Source organism: Ewingella americana (assembly GCF_006438725.1).
In the GTDB taxonomy this organism is placed as follows: domain Bacteria; phylum Pseudomonadota; class Gammaproteobacteria; order Enterobacterales; family Enterobacteriaceae; genus Ewingella; species Ewingella americana_A.
In genome coordinates this window covers 32,520-51,120 of record NZ_RCZD01000001.1, presented here as the reverse complement: position 1 = coordinate 51,120, position 18,601 = coordinate 32,520, and the positions used below count along the sequence as shown (strand labels likewise).

General features: G+C 54.6%; 15 protein-coding genes. 7 read left to right on the top strand and 8 right to left on the bottom strand.

Translation table 11 applies throughout. From position 1 onward, the window contains the following. Positions 1–452: 452 nt before the first annotated feature. From EAH77_RS00200 to EAH77_RS00185, 4 genes are all read left to right on the top strand, one after another. On the top strand, positions 453–2,027 hold the full coding sequence (locus EAH77_RS00200; protein ID WP_140469801.1) for an ABC transporter substrate-binding protein: 1,575 nt from the start codon (positions 453–455) through the stop codon (positions 2,025–2,027). A gap of 102 nt (positions 2,028–2,129) precedes the next feature. Continuing rightward, positions 2,130–2,588, top strand: coding sequence for a hypothetical protein (locus EAH77_RS00195; RefSeq protein WP_140469800.1), 459 nt, complete (start codon positions 2,130–2,132; stop codon positions 2,586–2,588). Next, positions 2,557–2,745, top strand: a complete 189-nt coding sequence (locus tag EAH77_RS00190) for a hypothetical protein (protein WP_140469799.1) — start codon at positions 2,557–2,559, stop codon at positions 2,743–2,745. Before EAH77_RS00195 ends, EAH77_RS00190 begins: the two co-directional genes overlap by 32 nt. 123 nt (positions 2,746–2,868) lie before the next feature. Further along, on the top strand, positions 2,869–3,534 hold the full coding sequence (locus EAH77_RS00185; protein WP_140469798.1) for a DUF998 domain-containing protein: 666 nt from the start codon (positions 2,869–2,871) through the stop codon (positions 3,532–3,534). 15 nt (positions 3,535–3,549) lie between these two features. On the opposite strand, the gene EAH77_RS00180 is transcribed toward EAH77_RS00185, so the two are convergent. The 4 genes from EAH77_RS00180 to EAH77_RS00165 all read right to left on the bottom strand — a co-directional run bounded on the left by EAH77_RS00180 (position 3,550) and on the right by EAH77_RS00165 (position 8,671). Further along, positions 3,550–4,116: a YbhB/YbcL family Raf kinase inhibitor-like protein gene (locus tag EAH77_RS00180; RefSeq protein WP_140469797.1), complete on the bottom strand. Its 567-nt coding sequence runs from the start codon at positions 4,114–4,116 to the stop codon at positions 3,550–3,552. A 792-nt stretch (positions 4,117–4,908) separates the two neighbouring features. Further along, a complete protein-coding gene (locus EAH77_RS00175) occupies positions 4,909–6,144 on the bottom strand; it encodes a c-type cytochrome (protein ID WP_140469796.1) in 1,236 nt (411 codons plus the stop codon). Beyond that, complete coding sequence (locus EAH77_RS00170) at positions 6,141–7,904, bottom strand: GMC family oxidoreductase (protein WP_140469795.1); 1,764 nt, start codon at positions 7,902–7,904, stop codon at positions 6,141–6,143. The genes EAH77_RS00175 and EAH77_RS00170 overlap by 4 nt, the downstream gene beginning before the upstream one ends. Before the next feature lie 17 nt (positions 7,905–7,921). Beyond that, the gene (locus tag EAH77_RS00165) at positions 7,922–8,671 is read right to left on the bottom strand and encodes a gluconate 2-dehydrogenase subunit 3 family protein (RefSeq protein ID WP_140469794.1); all 750 of its coding nucleotides are present in this window, start codon (positions 8,669–8,671) and stop codon (positions 7,922–7,924) included. A gap of 469 nt (positions 8,672–9,140) precedes the next feature. On the opposite strand from EAH77_RS00165, the gene EAH77_RS00160 reads away from it, so the two are divergent. Next, positions 9,141–10,643: a YchO/YchP family invasin gene (locus EAH77_RS00160; RefSeq protein ID WP_140469793.1), complete on the top strand. Its 1,503-nt coding sequence runs from the start codon at positions 9,141–9,143 to the stop codon at positions 10,641–10,643. A gap of 57 nt (positions 10,644–10,700) precedes the next feature. Here the strand turns inward: EAH77_RS00160 and EAH77_RS25070 are convergent, their stop codons facing one another. From EAH77_RS25070 to narX, 3 genes are all read right to left on the bottom strand, one after another. Next, the gene (locus EAH77_RS25070; protein WP_161985751.1) at positions 10,701–10,856 is read right to left on the bottom strand and encodes a hypothetical protein; all 156 of its coding nucleotides are present in this window, start codon (positions 10,854–10,856) and stop codon (positions 10,701–10,703) included. Positions 10,857–11,318: 462 nt separating this feature from the next. Continuing rightward, entirely contained in the window at positions 11,319–11,969 is a 651-nt protein-coding gene (gene narL / locus EAH77_RS00155; protein ID WP_140469792.1) for a two-component system response regulator NarL, read from the bottom strand. Continuing rightward, positions 11,966–13,813: a nitrate/nitrite two-component system sensor histidine kinase NarX gene (gene narX, locus EAH77_RS00150; protein ID WP_140469791.1), complete on the bottom strand. Its 1,848-nt coding sequence runs from the start codon at positions 13,811–13,813 to the stop codon at positions 11,966–11,968. The genes narL and narX overlap by 4 nt, the downstream gene beginning before the upstream one ends. Before the next feature lie 333 nt (positions 13,814–14,146). Between narX and EAH77_RS00145 the strand changes: the two genes are divergently transcribed. Continuing rightward, entirely contained in the window at positions 14,147–15,562 is a 1,416-nt protein-coding gene (locus EAH77_RS00145) for a NarK family nitrate/nitrite MFS transporter (protein ID WP_140469790.1), read from the top strand. 110 nt (positions 15,563–15,672) lie between these two features. Here the strand turns inward: EAH77_RS00145 and EAH77_RS00140 are convergent, their stop codons facing one another. Beyond that, positions 15,673–16,446 (bottom strand): glutamine amidotransferase, encoded by a 774-nt coding sequence (locus EAH77_RS00140; protein ID WP_140469789.1) that lies wholly within the window; start codon positions 16,444–16,446, stop codon positions 15,673–15,675. Positions 16,447–16,719: 273 nt separating this feature from the next. Here EAH77_RS00140 and EAH77_RS00135 point away from each other — a divergent pair, with 273 nt between their 5' ends. Continuing rightward, the gene (locus EAH77_RS00135; protein ID WP_140469788.1) at positions 16,720–18,417 is read left to right on the top strand and encodes a chloride channel protein; all 1,698 of its coding nucleotides are present in this window, start codon (positions 16,720–16,722) and stop codon (positions 18,415–18,417) included. Positions 18,418–18,601 lie beyond the last annotated feature (184 nt).

Sequence of the window (18,601 nt, the reverse complement as noted above, 5' to 3'; positions counted from 1 at the left end):
AATGTCACCGGCAAGTCGGTGGAGAGACAACATTTTTACCGTTGGCTCGAACCCGCAGCCGGGAAGCCCGTAAGGGCTGACATTTTGCGGCTATAACAGAACTCCCTGAAACACGGCCATTGTGACCCGCGCAGCAGCGGTGTGACAGCAGCAAAAAAACGCAGGATTCCAAAGGGTTTCGTTTAAAACCCTTTGGGCCAGTGTGGGCGGCGAGCCCACGACCTTGACCTTGAATTAAAAAAGCGGGTTCAGGCCGCAACCCCAAATCTGCCAGTGTGGGCCGGTGCCCACGACCTTGAATTTGAATTAGAATTTAAAAGCGACCAAAAAGGTCGCCACCTTTCCCCTGCTTAGCTATTTTCCTAAATTCTAAAGCTTAATTTCATCGTTTTGCCTTCAGGCCAGTGTCCCTACACTCGGAAAACAACCTAATTTCCGGGAGTTACCCCTCAATGAAAGTGCGTCTTCCTTCTTTACTTTTTCTGGCTGTTACGGCGGCCTTCAGTGCTCATGCGGCAACGCCGAAAGATACCTTGGTGGTGGCGGGGTCTCTTGAAGGGATCATCAGTCTGGATCCGGCCGAAAGCTTTGAAACGGTGAGCTCTGGCAACTTAATCAATTTATACCAGCAGCTGGTTGCACCTGACCGCCAGCACCCGGACACGCTGGATCCGGACGTGGCTTCGGCATGGAGCAAAGGCGACAGCGATCACAGCCTGATTTTTACCATCAAGCCGGGAGCGAAGTTCGCCAGCGGGAACCCGGTTACGGCCGATGACGTGGTTTACTCCCTGAGCCGCGCAGTCAAACTTAACAAAAGCCCGTCGTTTATTTTAGGTGAACTGGGCTGGACGCCGGATAACGTCGATGCGCAGTTTAAAAAAGTGGGCGACGATAAACTTCAGCTGAGCTGGCCTGCAGATATCGGCAGTGAACTGGTCTTGCGCGTGCTGACCGCGCCGGTGGCGGCAATTGTCGACAGCAAACTGGTGCAGTCTCACGCGCAAAATAACGACTTCGGCAATGGCTGGTTGCGCTCACGTTCTGCGGGCAGCGGTGCGTTTGAAGTGCGTAACTATGTGCCACACGAGGCGCTGCTGTTCAAACGTAATCCGAACGCGCAGCCTGCCGCCAAAATTGATAACGTGCTGTTTAAGAACGTTGCCGACCCAGCCACACGCCGCCTGCTGGTGCTCAATGGCGATGCGGATATTGCCTATGATCTGGGCGCTGACCAGTTTGCGTCGCTGCAAAAAGAGAAGGGCGTGCGTGTGGCGCAGTTCCCGGCGGCCAAAGTGTTCTATCTGGCGTTCAATACCGGCGATACCACGCAGCCTGCGTTGAATAACCCTGCGCTGTGGGAAGCGGCACGCTGGCTGGTGGATTACAAAGGTATCTCGCAGGATTTGCTTAAAGGCCAGTACGGCATTCATCAGACCTTCTTGCCTGATGGTCTGGCCGGGGCGATTGATGACCAGCCGTTTACCCTCGATGTGGCAAAAGCCAAAGCTATCCTCGCCAAAGGGGGAATTGCGCCGGGGACCAAAATTGACCTGATTGTGATCAACCAGCCACCGTACTCCGATATTGCCCAGTCACTGCAGGCCAGCTTCGCCAAGGCCGATATCAATCTGGTAGTGCATCCACTGGTGGAAAGTGACGTACTGACCCGTATGCGGGCGCATAAATTCCAGTCTATTTTCACCTACTGGGGCGCGGATTATCTGGACCCGAATACTAACGCCAGCACATTCGCTTATAACGTGCCAGACGGCCCGAAAACGCTGGCCCAGCGCGTCCAGTGGGTGATCCCTGAAATCAGTAAACAGACCCGTGCAGCGGCTGCAGAATCGGACCCGACCAAACGCCTGGCGCGCTATGCCGATCTTCAGCGCGAACTCCAACGCAACTCACCGTTTGTGGTCGCGTTGCAAAGCAAATTACTGGTGGCATTGCGTGACAACGTCACCGGTGCCAGTCAGAACGTCGCCGGTAGTCAGCTCTATTTGGATACGGTTGCCAAATAAAACTTTGCGAGACATCGCGCAGGGCTGGGCGTTGAAGTCGATAAAAAGGCGAAAGTGCATAATATAAGTGATCTCTTTTTTAATCAGGGATCACGTAATGCAATGACGCCTTTTAAATTTTTTAATGATGGAACGAGAGATATTTATATCAGTCATTTCGAGGTCAGTCAGATTGAGTACGAAATTTACTTTGTGAAACTGACTGATGTTAATAGTGTTTTTTTCGCGCTACCGACTGATTTTAAATTCAGTGATGCAGGGAATTTCGAAATCTGTTTTGATTCAGTTAGTAATATACGTTACGGAACTCACTATAAACGATTGGATATATTCGATTTTCGCCAAACAAAAACTCTTTTCGACCGGCTTGTTAGATTGATTTTGACGCATTATATTAAGCACCATCCGGGTATATATTTGGCCCAGGCGGCCGATGAAGGTTTAGCCAGAATGTATCAAAGGATGCTGAGTACACATCAGAAATATGGATTTACCTACCAGATTATCCCGCAACCAAAAGGAGATGGTTATGTTGTCAGAACCCCTGAAGATCACAGCTGAAGAGATGCTAGCCGCCCAGTATGAGGCGCACCGCATCAATATGATAAGGGACATTAATATCGCCCGCGATAAAGCCCGCGCTGACGGCACCATGCGCTACGAGCCTATTGACGGTTTACCCGGTCAATATTTTGAAGTGTTCAGTATTCCCCGCTAACACCAATCCCTGACTTACGAGGCTCTGCCAATATGGCGGGGCTTTTTTGTTTGCGCAGAACCGTTGAAAGCTTAAATATCAGCTAGGCTTACGCAACCTGCTGATATCCAAGACCAGAGCATCATGTCTGCGAAAAATTATAGAAAGACCTGCGGCGCATTGTGCTTCGCGTTGGGTGGAGTGCAATATCTGCTGGCCGAAAAAATAACGGCGCTTAGCTGGGTTAATCCGTTTTACAGTTACGCGGCCAACTTCATTAGTGATCTGGGCGTGGCGCAATGCGGTGTGATGCAGGATGGCAGAAATTTATGCTCTCCCTTGCATGCGGTAATGAACGGTGGGTTTGCGTTCGAAGGCGTGCTGTTCTTTATCGCCTGCTGGTTGTTAAGACCCTTGTTTACGGGGGCTGCCAGCAAACTATTTTTATTGTTCGGGTTTTTGCATGGGCTTGGCGGGGTATTGATTGCGTTTTTTCACAGTGACCCGCAGGGGACGATGCTTGGGAGTGTCTCAATGCATCAGTCAGGCGCGGTGCTGGCGATTGTCGGTGGAAATTTGACGTTGCTATGCGCAGGCTGGAGCCAGTGGAATAAACCCCAATGGTGCACTTTTAGCCGCTTAAGTTGGGTGCTGGGTATGGTCGGTTTACTCAACGTTATCATACTGATGATGGGTCTTCTACCTACAGGCATTGCTGAGCGTGGTTCGGTGTATACCATCACCTTCTGGCAGATTTTTACCGGGTTTTATCTGCTGGCACGGGGAGAAATTCTATGGCGGACGGTGTGACCGTCCGCGGGTAACTTACTTATTGCCAAAACGCCCGATGATGCCTGCGGCACCTTTGCTGTGACCATCAAGTTTTTCGAACAATTGCTCACGCGTTAAACCTGCTGGTAAAGCATCCGGGGCTAAATCGGTGGCTATAAGTGTGAAGGTGTAATGGTGTACGCCTGCGCTAACTGGCGGGCAGGGACCATTATAGTGACCATTGCCCTGGGTGCTTTTCCCGCCAATAAATCCTTTGCCGGCTGACAACTCGTTTTGCGCAAAACCTTTCGCGTCGGCGGCGATCCCGTAAGCCACCAGATGATTAACACCCAGACCTCCACGCCCCTCAGGATCCACCATCGTCAGCGCCAGACTTTTTGTACCCGCTGGAACGTTCTCCCAACTCAGCGCCGGGGAGATGTTCTCACCGGTACAGAAGGCATTCCCCTTAATATTCCCGGCGAATTTTTGCGCCAGCAGCGCATTGTCGTGAAAATCTGGCGATGAAAGGGTAAATATTCCTGCCGCACTCGCCAGCGGTAACCAAGCGGTCAGGGTGACGGCGACTGCCGTTTTTAACAATGTTTTACGAGAGAACATGGTTTTTTCCTTAAAAGGGAGTTACCAGGAAAGCATAGCAGACGAAGAAATAGGCATGCATAACAGGTGGGGAGGAGGAAATTCCATAACTGTTTTCTTTTTCAATTTCATCTTTGAAGTCAAATTCAAGGTCGTGGGCTCGCCGCCCACACCCGCTTTTTAAATTCAACGTCAAGGTCGTGGGCGCCGGCCCACACCGGGTCAAGGGCCGTAAACGCGGCCCTTAACAATCCTGCGTTTTTTAACTGCGCGCTATCGCTGAATCGGGATGGCCGTGTTTCAGGTAGCGCGGTTATAGCCGCAAAATGTCAGTCCTGACGGGCTTCCCGGCTGCGGGTTCGAGCCAACGGTAAAGATGTTGTCTCTCCACCGACTTGCCGGTGACATTTTTGAATGCGGCCGAAGCTTCTTTAAATTCAAAATCAAAACCTACATGGTATTTTTCTTTAAAAATGTCGAGGCCGCGTTCAAAACGACGTCGAGGGAGAGGCGCAAAACCGCGAGTCTTTTTACGCGGGTTGAAGCCCGAACTGAGAGTACCGCGCAGCGGCGGAGTTTGCGGCTATCGTCTTGGCCCCTGAAACACGGCCATTGTGACCAGCGCAGCTGCTGTTTTTAAAAAGGCGCGGGAGTTCAGAGGGGGACCGCTTAGACCCCCTCTGAGCCAGTGTGGGCGGCGAGCCCACGACCTTGAATTTGAATTTGAATTTAAAAATTTCCTTCGTTTTCAAACGAAAAAAAAGGGCGCTTTTCAGCGCCCCGATACCTGGGATTATTAAGGTAAAACCTTAATTACTTCTTCAGCTCTGCCCGTAAATCTTTGACGTCAGAGCTCGATACGGCTGTCGAAGCATTCCCCCAACTGTTGCGAATATACGTCAGCACGTTGGCGACATCTTCATCGCTCAGGTTGGCGTCAAACGAAGGCATCGCTGGTGCGGTTGGGGCAGCGTTGGTGGCGACCGGGCGGCTACCGGTCAGGACGACGTGGATAAGCGAGGTTGCGTTGTCCTGATTGATCAGCGCGGAATCGGCCAGGCGTGGGAACATACCTTCTTGTCCCTTACCGTCTGGCGTATGACAGGCTGAACAGCGGTCGGCATAAATATGCTTACCGACAATCATGGCCTTGTCATCCGTTTTCAGCGGTTCCGCTGCTTTGGAGCCGCTGTCGTGGCCGCTGTCTTTGAGATACACCGCCACGGCTTTCAGATCGGCATCGGTCCAGTGCTGCGACGAATTATCCACTTCTTCGGCCATCGGCCCGGAAGCGATATCAAAACGGTTGGCACCGGTTTTCAGATATTGGGTCAGGTCCGCTTCAGTCCAGTTACCAATCCCGGTGTGCTTATTGGTGGTGATATCCGGGGCGACCCAGTTTTCAATCACCGCGCCTTGCAGGAACTGACTGTCTTTATCACCGCCGATGATATTTTTCGGCGTGTGGCAGGTGCCGCAGTGGCCGAGGCCTTCCACAATATAGGCACCACGGTTCCACTCGGCCGATTTATCCATCTTCGGCTTATATTCACCTTGGGTGAAGTTCAGCCAGTTCCAGCCTATCAGGCTGGTGCGGATGTTGAACGGGAAGGGCAACTGGTTGGATTCCACTTCGCTGTGTACCGGTTGCACCGTTTGCAGATAGGCCCAGATGGCGGCGTTATCGTCACGGGTCACCTTGGTGTAAGCGGTGAAAGGCATTGCACCATACAGACGCTTTCCACCGTGGCCGACACCTTCTGACATGGCACGCTGGAAGTCATCAAAGCTCCAGCGGCCGATGCCGGTTTCCGGATCTGGCGTGATGTTCGCGCCAACCAGACGGCCAAACGGCGTCTGAATCGGCACACCGCCGGCAAACGGTTTGGCATGCGGCGTAGAGGCCGTATGGCAGGCGGCACAGTCGCCAACGGTGGCCAGATAACGTCCGCGTTCAACCTGCTCGAAAGCACCGTCACCGGCGGCGTGTACCAGCCCGGAGACGGTCAGCGCCACCAGTCCGAGTGAGAATGAGGTTAATGTCTTCATGCGATCATCTCTCCCGGTTTTTTCAGGTAACTTTTGCGAATGGCTTCAGCGGCTTTAAAGGCCAGCGCGCCGACGGTGCCGGTTGGGTTGTAACCCGGGTTTTGCGGGAAGGCAGAAGCACCGACCACAAACAGGTTAGGCATGTCCCAGACTTGCAGATATTTGTTCACTGAGCTGGTGGCCGGGTCTGCCCCCATCACGAAACCGCCGACAATATGCGAAGACTGATACGGCGAGCCGTTCCAGTGGCCTTTCATCGGGTTTTCCACGTATTGACGCGGGTTCATGGCTTTGGCGATTTCGCCGACTTTTCCGGTGCAATAGGCGGCCATTTTCAGGTCGTTTTGCGGGAAGTCGAACGTCACACGCAGCAGCGGACGGCCCAGACGGTCTTCATAGTTCGGGTCGAGCGACAGATAGTTGGTGCGCGTGGTGTAGCTGCTGGCTTCGCAGCCAATCGACATGCTGCTGAGATAGTTGCTGACCGTCGCCTGCTTCCACTCTTTCCCCCATTTCGGCGTTCCCGGTGGAACCGGGCGATAACCGATAGGTGCGCCACCGATGGGCGTCACGCGGATACTGCCGCCGCCGAAGAAGCCGAGACCGGTGTGGTCAAAATTATCGTTGTTGAAGTCATCAATACCCATGCCGACCGCGCCTGCACCGATGAACGGGTTGAAGTTCTTGTCATCGAAGAACAACTGCACGCTGTTGGCGGTCTGGTACGCATAGTTACGGCCGGTGGTGCCGGTGCCGCTGATCGGATCGTAAGGCTTACCGATGCCAGAAAGCAGCATCAGGCGGACGTTTTCGAAGGTGAACGCGGTGACTACCACCAGGTCGGCCGGTTGTTCCCACTCGTCGCCGGACGAGTCGATATACACCACGCCGGTGACCTGTTTACCGTCTGGCGATTTAACCACGCGCATCACTTCACAACTGGTGCGCGCTTCGAAATTTTCCTTGCGGATAAGCGAAGGCAGAACCGTGGTGATGGCGCTGGCTTTGGAGTAGTTGGCGCAGCCGTAGTTGGTGCAGAAACCACAATAGGTGCATGGCCCCATCTTGACGCCAAGCGGGTTGGTATAGGCTTCGGACACCAGCGAGGAGGGCACCGGGAAGGCTTTGTAACCCATGTTGCGGGCGGCTTCGGCAAACAGCGTCGGACCGTAGGGCATGTCCATCGGTTTGGTCGGGTACTCAATCGAGCGCATACCCTCGTAAGGGTTGCCGCCTTCATGATGTTCGCCGTTGACGTTGCTGGCTTTACCGGAAACCCCGGCCAGACGCTCAAACGAGGCGTAATGCGGTTCCATCTCTTCCCAGTCGGTGCCCCAGTCCTGCAAAACCAGCTCTTCAGGAATGGCTTTCGCGCCGTACTTTTCGGTCAGGTGGCTTTTCAGGCGGAACTCGTCTGGCTGGAAGCGGAAGGTGATGCCCGCCCAGTGGTTGCCCGCGCCGCCGGTGCCGTTACCGGGGTGGAACGATCCCCATTCGCGCATCGGCAGTGCGGTTTGCGACGGGTTGTTACGGATGGTGATGGCGTTCTGTGCGGTCTGCACCATCAGTTCCTGACGGCTGTTGTAACGCAGTTCATCAGTCACCGTGGCGACGTTAAAATCACGGGCGGTATCGCGCCATGGGCCACGCTCTATAGCCACGACATTCAGGCCTTCGTCGGCCAGTTCATTGGCGATGATGGATCCGGCCCAGCCGAGTCCAATCACCACCACATCAGTTTTGGGTAATTTCTTTGCCATAATCTTTCTCTTCGCCCCTAGCTTTTCATCTTCCATGCATCTCCACCGGAGATACTCAGCGGTTCCAGATCTAATTTCTGGTTATGTTTGCCGACGTATTCCCGGTAGTCGTAGCGCGCACCCGGAAAACCGAGCATTTTCCAGGACACCATGTTGCGGTTTCCGCCATAAATCGGGTCAGCGAAGAAACCTTCCATGGTGTTCTTCAGCGCGATGTCGAAGAAGAGTTTGGAATCGATCCCATTCAGAGCAATTTTTCCGGCCTGCAAACCGCTCAGGATCTCGTCCTGCTGGTCACCGGTCAGATCTTTGAAGGATTTTTTATGCTGGGACTGAGTATATTGCTCAAGGCCTGCCAGCCCGAGGCGGTAACGCTGTTGCGGCACCAGCGGCGACTGGTCGCCTTGCTCCGGGGTGCCGGGCTGGAAAGGGCCTTTCATATACAGGCGGGAGTAGGTGCCGTAAAAGCCGGCCAGCTGGCGGTCGATAAACACCGCGCAACCGGCATCTTTGCCTCCGACGCTCAGGTCGTCGGCCGGGATCAGGCGGTCAACAATGGCTTCCAGCGCGGAAGCTTCGGCGTCGGTGAAAAACACCCAACCGTCGGTTTCGATTTGCGGGGGCGGACTGGCGTCAAAGGGGCTCCACACGGGCGTACCTTTGAGCGTAACGGCATTGGCGGCTTTGGCGGCGCCAAGCACCGCAGAGGCGGCGGTGAACGTCAGGATTTGCCGACGCGTGACGCCGGGCAAGGTTTTTTTGCTCATCTATGTTCCCTTGTTTTTATAGAATGCGCACTTCTCACCAACCAGTCTGTGCTGTTTGGCGAGTGGGAGACGTCGTGCTGATAACGTCATTGAACTGTGATGATAGTCACGCACTGCAAATAAAAATTTGCATTCGGGTGGCGTAGCCACATCAAACATACGTCATTAGGATAGATGAAAAGCCCTTGTAAAGAGAATGTGGTTATATGTTAAAAATGTTATGAAATGTGTGCGTTTGGGTGGATGTATTAGTCAAGCCGCGCAGACACTTACTTCATCTGGCATGAAAACCACACAAATTGTTAAAGCAGGCAGGGGGCAATATCAGGTTTAACTTGAGCGACGCCGGGTGGTCATTACCGGCCAGAATCTACCAAAAACAAGGTACTGGGGAGATAAAGCGGCATTCAGGGTTGAAATCTGTCAACCGTGCGGTAAGATCGAAACTCACTCATTATTTGTGCAGGATATGACGGACGTCACGGATTTTATTCCCGGTTTAATAAAGCGAATTCCCCCTACGCTGCGCTTACCCCTGTGTGTGTTAATAGGTTCGGCGTTTTATGCTGCCAGCGCTCATGCGCTGACGGGTGATACCTATCCGCTATTTTCCCCAGAGGTCGATCTTTCTGCCCCGGCAGGCGACCCTAATTCGCTGTTCAATACCCGCGCACCCGTCGCTGACCCGAACCAAATACCCAGCCTCGGCAGTGCTTATTACAAGCCCTCCACCTCAGCCAGTACCGCCGCAACCAAAATTGCCACCACGCTCAAACAGTTCGGTGAGCAAAGCACCTCCAGCGACAGCGAAGACCCGCTGCGGGAGCAAGCCGAAACGCTGGCGCTGACCCAGGCGGCAAAACTGGTGCAAAAAGAGACCAGTAGCTTATTGTCGCCGCTGGGTACTGCCAGTATGTCGCTGGATGTCAGTGGGCGAAATCTGGATGGCAGCTCTGGGCAGCTATTCAGCCCTTTGTATAACGGTAAAAATCTGCTGACCTACAGTCAGGTTGGTGTCACCAGCGCCACCGATGCCACGGTGGGGAATTTCGGCTTAGGCCAGCGCTGGAACGAAGGTCCATGGATGCTGGGCTACAACGCTTTTGTCGATAACGATTTTGAGCATCAGTTGACGCGCGGCAGTTTGGGAGTTGAAGCCTGGACTGATTACCTGCATTTTTCTACCAACTACTACCATCCATTTTCTTCTTATACACCAGACAACAGCACGTCAGCTCAGCTGCGGCGGCAGGCGCGGGGTTACGACATCACCACCAAAGGCTATTTGCCTTTCTATCGTCAGATTGGTGCTTCCCTGAGTTATGAACAGTATTTTGGCAACCAGGTCGATTTACTCGGCAACGGTACGCGGCAGATCAATCCGTCGGCCATGACGTTTGGCGTCAACTACACGCCGGTGCCGCTGGTGACGGTCAAAGCCGCTCATCAGGCCGGGCAGGATGGGGATAATCAGGACACCGTGCAGCTGTCGCTCAATTATCGTTTGGGCGTGCCGCTGGCACAGCAACTCTCTTCCGATTATGTCGCAGACGCGCATTCACTGCGCGGCAGCCGCATGGACATCGTCGAGCGTAATTCAATGCCGGTGATGGAGTTCAAACAGCGTAAAACCCTCTCGGTATTCCTCGCCACGCCGCCGTGGACGTTACAGCCCGGCGAAACGTTAGCCTTGAAATTACAGGTCAGGGCGTTTAACAGCCTGACTGCCTTAAGCTGGCAGGGCGACACGCAGGCGCTGAGCCTGACACCGCCGCACAATAACCGCGATACCGACGGCTGGAGTGTGATCATCCCGCCGTGGGACAGCTCACCGGGAGCCAGTAACAGCTACCGGTTGTCAGTCACGGTGGTGGACAGCAAATCACAGCACGTCACCTCAAATTGGATAACGCTTGATGTTGCGGCGCCGCCGCTCAGTGCGGGTATGCAAGATCAGGGGCTTAATTTTTAAGCTGTGGGCCTGCTGCCCGCGCCCGCTAAACCCTTGGGCTGCGGCCCAAACCTGCTTTTAAATCTTTAAATCTTTAAATTCAAATTCAAAATCAAGGTCGTGGGCGTCGGCCCACACCGACCAGAGACCCGCAGTCGCGCGGGCCTCTGGACTCCGCGCTTTTTCATGAAACACCGACAGCTTCGCCGCTGGCAGGGCACGTGTTTCAGCCACTTCCGTTCACGGCGCAAAATGTCACGGCTGCGCCGTCCCCGTATTTCGGGTTCGAGCCTCAGGTCTCGAACCCCTCATCCGGTGCCATTTTTGACTGCGCCTTAGCGGCTATGTAAATCAAAAGATGGAAGACTAAAAACAAAACCCGATCTGCTTTTATGTTTTAAAAAAGTGTGGGCCGCATTCAAAAATGGCGCTGAGGCTCGAACCCGCGGCGAAGGCACCGCCTAAGCGGCGACATTTTGCGGCTATCACGGAGATAACTGGAACACGGCCATCCCGATTCAGCGATAGCGCGCAGTTAAAAAACGCAGGATTCCAAAGGAGGTTCGTTTAAACCTCCTTTGGGCCCGTGTGGGCGGCGAGCCCACGGTTTTGAATTTAAAGATTTAAAAGCAGGTTTGGGTAGCAACCCAAGGTTTTGAGCTTGAATTTAAAAGCGTTTACGGGCCGACGCCCGCCCTAGATCACATTGCTTTGTAACACCCATACGGCCGCTTCGACGCGAGATTTGAGCTTCATCTTTTTCAGCAGATGTTTCACGTGCACTTTGACGGTGCTTTCGGTGATGTTAAGACGGCGGGCGATGACCTTATTCGGTAAGCCTTCGGCAATCAGCTTGATGATATCGCGCTCGCGTGGCGTGAGGGACTGAATGTCGCGGTCACCGCTCGGTCGGCTTTCGCGCAGGCTGGCGGCCAGCACCGGCGTCAGCGCTTCGCTTAACACCATTTTCCCCCCTGCGGCGTTGTGCAGCGCAGCCAGTAAATCTTCCGGTTCCATATCTTTCAACAGATAGCCATCCGCGCCGCGTTTGAGCGCCGTGACCACATCATCTTCATGATTGGACACGCTAAAGACCACGATGCGGCCGGACAGCGAGGTCTGGCGCATTTTATCCAGTGTATCCAGACCGTTCATGCCGGGCATGTTGAGATCCAGCAGGATCAAGTCCGGGTCCAGCTCTTTTGCCATCTCCACGCCTTGCTCCCCGTTACTCGCTTCGCCGACCACCTGCAAGGTGGTGTCCAGCGCGATAAGCTGCTTAACCCCGTTACGCAACATCGGGTGATCGTCGATCAGTAAAATGGTAGAAGGGGTCACGTCATTCATACTTGCTCCTGGGGATTAATGGGCAATGCGTCGGGGCGAAAGCGAACGGTGACTTCAGTACCCCCGTGGGCTCTGCGGGCAACCCTGCATTCGCCGTGCAAACTTTTGGCGCGATCTTGCATGATGATCAGGCCATAGTGATTTTGTCGTTCAACGTTCTCGGGTAATCCCTGTCCGTTGTCGGCCACCTGCATGAGAATCTGCCCCTCGTCGCAGGTCAGCGTCAAAGAAACGTCGGTGGCATGGGCATGTTTAAAGGCGTTATTAAGCGCCTCCCGGGCGATGTGTAGCAGGTGAATCGCCTGATTAGCGGGCACCGAACGCGGCGGCAACTGGTAATTAAAGGCAATATCAAACCCCATTCGTGCCGAGAACTCGTCTACCGCATGTTGCATCGCCGCGCGTAGCCCCGGTGTATGCATCTTCAGGCGGAAAGTGGTCAGCAGTTCGCGCAGTTGGCGGTAGGCCGTGTTCAGTTCATCGCGTATTTGTTGAATCAGTTGGCGGTTTTCTTCGCTCCGTTCGCCGCCCTGCATTTGCAGACAGGCAATCTGGATCTTCATGCAAGAGAGCGACTGGGCCAGCGAATCGTGCAGCTCGCGGGCGATGGCCGAGCGCTCATCCATCAGCATCAATTGTTGCTGATGCTCAGACTGTCGTGCCAACATCAATGAACTGGTCAGTTGGTCGAGCAGGGTGGTGATCAACTGCTGCTGGTCGTCGTTAAGCTGGCAATCCTGCGGCAGCTGTGCCAGCAGGACACCGTAATTTTCCCGGTCATCGCGCAGGCTCCAGCTTAATGGCTGGTGCAGATTATCTTGATCCAGGGCGATATTTTCGCGTAGCAGATGGTGATTGCCCTGTGTATCGGCGGCGTTATGCGTTGTCTGCGCCTGTTGCGGGCTGCCAATGTCATTAAACAGTTCGGCGCTGTTATTTTCGTATAAACGCAGTTGGACCGATTGTAACGGCGTCAGGGTTTGTAACTCTTCCAGTACCGGCACCAGACGCTGTTCCAGTGGCGCGGTGGTATGCAACTGGCGGCTGACGCGATAGAGGAAATCCAGCACCTGATTCTTATGTTGCAGATCGGCGGTTTTATTGGCGACCAACTCGGCCAGGCTGTCGACCAGGCGTTCCATCGCCAGCGACATGCTGTTAAGCGACTGGCCGAGAATGTCCATTTCGTTGTGCGGGCGCGGTGCGCGGGTCGCGTCTGCCGATGACACGCGCATCAGTTGGTAGCGCTGGCTGAAATCCCCGGCGGTGACCGCATTGGCCTGCGCCAGCAGGCGCTGCCAGGGTTCCAGCAAACGGCGGCGCAGAAACCAAATAGTCAGCGCCAGCAGCAGCAGGGTGATGGCCAGCAAACCGCGCTGCACCATGGAGATTAGCGTCAGGTGGTATTCGGTTTTATGCTCCAGCGCGGCCACCAGTTTGTCGAGTTGACTGACATACACCGCCACGTTAGACGCCACCTGAGCCGGACGCTGCGCCTGCTGAATCTGGCTTTTCAGGGTGGTTGTCCAATAATGGCGCAGAGCCTCAAACTCCGATTGCAGATGTTCGCTTTGCACAGCACGAAGTAAGTCAGTGCTGTCCTGGTCCTGCTCCATCTGGCGCAAATACCCATTGCTCTCTTTGGTCAGAGGCACTGACGCCAGTAAGCGATAGCTCTGCATGCGCAGTGATCCGGCCTTATTAATGGCGTGGGCATTGCCCTGGATACTTTGCGCCATCCACGCGGCCACGCTCATACTGCCAATGCCTAACAGGCCCAACAGCAGCATCAATAATGCAATCTGGCTGACCAGCGAGAGCGGGGCGAGGGCGCGATTAATCATGAATGAGTTCCTGTGGGTCCACGTTGTGATAAAGCATCCTAATTGTGTGGGCATATTTTTTATTATCCTGCCTCGATCACCTATACCCCTATCGGAGTACTCACTAATTTCCGTCTCAGTGGTTGTATTGGATGACGCCCCCATAAACAGAGACCAACGTGATGAATTATAGCTATTTATTGCCAGAGTGCTGGCTACTCACAAAGGGCATGTGCGGTTTTTCCACCCAAAACATACCGGTCATCGGGTTGATTTGCATCAACATCAGGCAGCGGGCCCCTACCTAGTGTGTACAGCATTAATAACAACAATGTTCTGCATACTGAGGTTTCAATGTCGCACAATGCTTCCACACCGGCTGAAAAACAGTCGCGGCTGTTACAGGACTGGAGACCGGAAGACCCGGTATTCTGGGCCGAAAGCGGTCACCACGTTGCCAGCCGTAATTTGTGGATCTCCGTTCCTTCCCTGCTGCTCGGCTTCTGCGTCTGGATGCTGTTTAGCCTGGTTTCCGTCAACCTCAATAAAGTCGGTTTTAACTTCACGACCGATCAGTTGTTTATGTTGACGGCGATCCCGTCGGTGTCGGGTGCCATTCTACGCGTACCTTACTCGTTTATGATCCCGTTGTTTGGTGGCCGCCGCTGGACGGCGATCAGCACCGTGTTCCTGATCCTTCCTTGCGCCTGGCTGGGCTTTGCGGTGCAGGATACGTCGACGTCCTACAACACCTTCTTGATCATCTCCCTGCTGTGTGGTTTTGGTGGGGCGAACTTTGCGTCAAGCATGGCCAACATCAGCTTCTTCTATCCGAAAGCCAAACAGGGCGGTGCGCTGGGTATTAATGGCGGTCTGGGTAATATGGGCGTGAGCGTGATGCAGTTACTGGCACCGCTGGCGATCTCTGTTGGGATTTTCAGCGCGTTCAGCGACCCGCAAACCCTGGCCGACGGCAGCAGCATGTGGTTGCAAAATGCCGCATGGATCTGGGTGCCTTTCCTGCTGATTTGCACCGTGGCTGCCTGGTTTGGAATGAACGATCTGGCGTCATCGAAAGCGTCAATCCGTCAGCAACTGCCGGTTCTGAAACGCGGTCACCTGTGGATCATGTGCGTGTTGTATCTGGCGGCGTTCGGCTCGTTCATCGGCTTCTCTGCCGGTTTCGCTATGCTGACCAAAACCCAGTTCCCGGAAGTCAACATCATGCATTACGCCTTCTTTGGCCCGTTCTTTGGTGCGCTGGCGCGCTCTTTCGGCGGCATGCTGTCTGACCGTTTAGGTGGCGTGCGGGTGACATTCTGGAACTTCGTGGTGATGGCCATGGCGGCGGCGGCGCTGTTCCTGACCCTGCCACACGGCGGCGTGGGCGGCAATTTCGTGGCCTTCTTTGGTGTGTTTATGGTGCTGTTCCTGACTGCGGGTCTGGGAAGTGGGTCGACTTACCAGATGATCGCGGTGATCTTCCGCAAACTGACCACCGATTCGGCGCTGGCCCGTGGCGATACCGCGGAATCAGCACAGCGTGAAGCCGTGACGGATACCGCAGCGGCACTGGGTTTTATCTCATCCATCGGTGCTATCGGCGGCTTCTTCATTCCGAAAGCGTTCGGCACCTCACTGGCGTTGACCGGCTCACCGGCGGGTGCGATGAAAGTGTTCCTGGTGTTCTACGTGGTTTGTGCTGTGATCACCTGGTTCGTTTACTGGCGTAATCTGAACAAGGGCTTTGCGACCAAGAAGCCGCGTTAATCATCAATAGGGTCTTTCTGTTTCCTCCCCCAAACATTACCGGGGGAGGAGCAAAAATGGCCGGCACTATACTCTTTGCATAACCTGCTCTTTTCATAACGTCAGGATACTCAGACATTATCCAGACGCGTCAGCCAGCGCAGACAGTTTTTCCACAGCAGGTCGTAACCCGGCCAGGCGATGAATTCGCCGGGGACCCAGTGCGGTCCGATGTCTGACGTCCAGGCGACCGAACGCCCTTTGCCATAAGTGCCGGTCACCAGCAGCGGGTGGCCGCCTTCGTCGGCGGGCAGGGTAGCGAGCACCTGCGCCCCTTCTTTGAGCAACACTTCGTTAGCCCCCAGCAGCAGCGGCCATTCCCCTTCGATCCCTTGCAGGATCGGGTGATTTTTATCGCCGGTGATGCGGGCGGAGAAACCTTCCGGCACTTCGAGACGATCGTCATACGGCAGGCAGGTGACCGGCAGGACGTCTTCGACCGGCGTATTGCGCCAGCGTGCTTTGCCGTCAATCCCCTGAAACGAGAAGTAACCGCCAATCATCATCAGACCACCGCCTTCTTCGGTCCACTGGCGCAGCAGTTTCAGCCGGTTGGGCATGGGTTTGCTGTGCAGCCAGACGGCAGGCGGCAGTAACAGCGAGTTGGCACCAATATCCGACAAAATGATCGCGTCGTAAGCCTTAAGACTTTCGAGATCAAACGGCATTTTCTCTACCACTTCGTGGGCGGGCATGTAGGTCAGTTCAAACTCACTGCCTTTTAGCGCATTCACCAACGGCTCCGCGCCTAAATGGAAAGTGACGCTGCCGAACTGGTCGAAGCCCTTATAGTGCGTGGCGGAACTGACCCAACTTTCACCCAACAACAAAACGCGTTTAGTCATGGATCTCATCTCCTGAATGAATTCTCTGGTGAGGACATCATTGTTTTCAAACTTTCCGTATCAAGGTGATAACAAAGTAAACCGGTTTAGTAAAGCGGTTTAGTGATGGATATTTAGACTGACTGGTCAAAATTGAGACGAAATGGTGACGGTTTTAAGGCCTTAGGTGCGCAAATCAAAATGGCCTGAACTGGACATGTCAGCAGGTGCGACAACCGCGCATAAAATGTTACTCTGCGGGTCCGGGCGATATCACGACTTCACGGAATAATCATGACTTTAAAAGCACTTGATGCCTGGCAGAAGGGCGACTGGATTAACTTATTGATTGCCATTCCGGCCGGGATCATCGCCGCATTGGTGACCATCGGTTTCCGTGGGGCGATCTCCGGTATTAACGGTCTGATGTTCACCGACGGCACCGATATCACCAAAGCCTTCGTCGAATACCCGCGCATGGTGTGGCCGCTTATTACCGCCGCAGGCGGCATTATTGCTGGTTTCATTCTGCTGTGGGCCATCAGCGTGGAGCGCAAACACGGCAAAATGCCAGATTACCTCGACGTCATTGACCAGCGGCTGCCGGGCATTCCGCTGCGCAGTACGCTGCTGCGCGCGGCATCGTCCCTCGCCAGCATCGCCAGCGGGGGGTCTATTGGCCGCGAAGGGGCGATGGTGCAACTGTCGGCGTTGAGCGGCAGCCTGCTCGGGCGTTTTTCACGCTTCCCTGGCCTGCATCAATCTGACGTGATTGCCATGGCCGCCGCAGGCGGGCTGGCGGCGGTGTACCATGCGCCCTTTGCGGGGGCACTGTTCGTGGCTGAGATCGCTTTTGGCGTCACCGCCGTGCAGCGGCTGATTCCGCTGTTTATTTCCGCGTCGGTGGCCGTGCTCACTGTGCGTTCTGTCACCGACTACGAACCACTCTATCTTTACTCCTCAGCTACGTTCAGCCCGTCACCGGGGGCGATTGTCACCGTGCTGGCAATTGGCGTGGTAACCGGCACATTGGGGCCGTTGTTTATTGCGTCTATCGATAAAGTCCGTCAGTGGATGAAGCCGATATCCCACCCCGCGCTGCGCCTTGGGCTGGGCGGTCTGGCGGTCGGGCTGGTGGCGATGGTGTCGCCACTGGTGCTCGGCAACGGTTTTGAAGTGATTGACCTGATCCTCAACGACGGCAATTTGCACACGTCGCTGCTGTTAGTGCTGGTGCTGAAAATTGTCGCCACTGCCATTACAGTGGGTTCCGGCGCGGTGGGCGGGTTGTTTACGCCATCATTGCTGATTGGCGCGGCGAGCGGGGCGCTGGTGTGTACGTTTTTGCAATCGCTGGGGTTTGACCCCGGCCCGGTGGGTTTGTACGCCGCCATTGGGATGAGCGCGCTGCTGGCAGCAACCAGCCATGCGCCGTTGATGTCGATCATGATGGCTTTTGAGATGACCTTGAACAGCTCGCTGCTGTTCCCGCTGATGCTGGCGACTGCCATTTCCTACGTAGTGGCTTCCAGGTTGAAAGCCGGAGGAACCTACCCGGTGCTGACCCGTCACAATGCGCGCTTCGCGGCGAAAAATGAGTTTGAGTACAGCTCGGTGGCTTCGCTTATCACCCCCTGTTCGAAAATGGTGGTGGATTCCACCCTGGCCGAAGTGGTGAGTGAAGGGCTGAAACAGCGCACCCGCTATGTGTATGTGGTGGACCGGCAGGAGCGTTTTCTCGGCGTGGTGCCGACCAACGTCCTCGCCAGCGGTATTATCGACGGCAGCCTCAGGGCCGATGGGCCGATAACGGCGTTTATCGAACAAGAGTTTACCACCCTGTATCAGGATGCCAGTTATGAGCAGGCGTGGGCGATGTTCAGTGACTCGCCGCTGGAGCGTCTGCCCGTACTGGAAAATGCCGAAACCCGCCGTCTGCTCGGCGTGATCACCAAAGCTTCATTGCTGAATAAAGCCAAAACCTTTTTGTGAATCAGGATGGCCTGTGTGAAAACAGGCCGTTTTCTTACCCATACCTCCAATTTTCCTCTGTTATCCCTCCCGCGCCTTCAATATAGATAAAACAGGTTATAAATATTTAAAATCAACAAGTTATCCTAAATCCATTGGCTACCCCCTTGGGAGTATTTCGCGCTATATAAAAATTCACCTAACG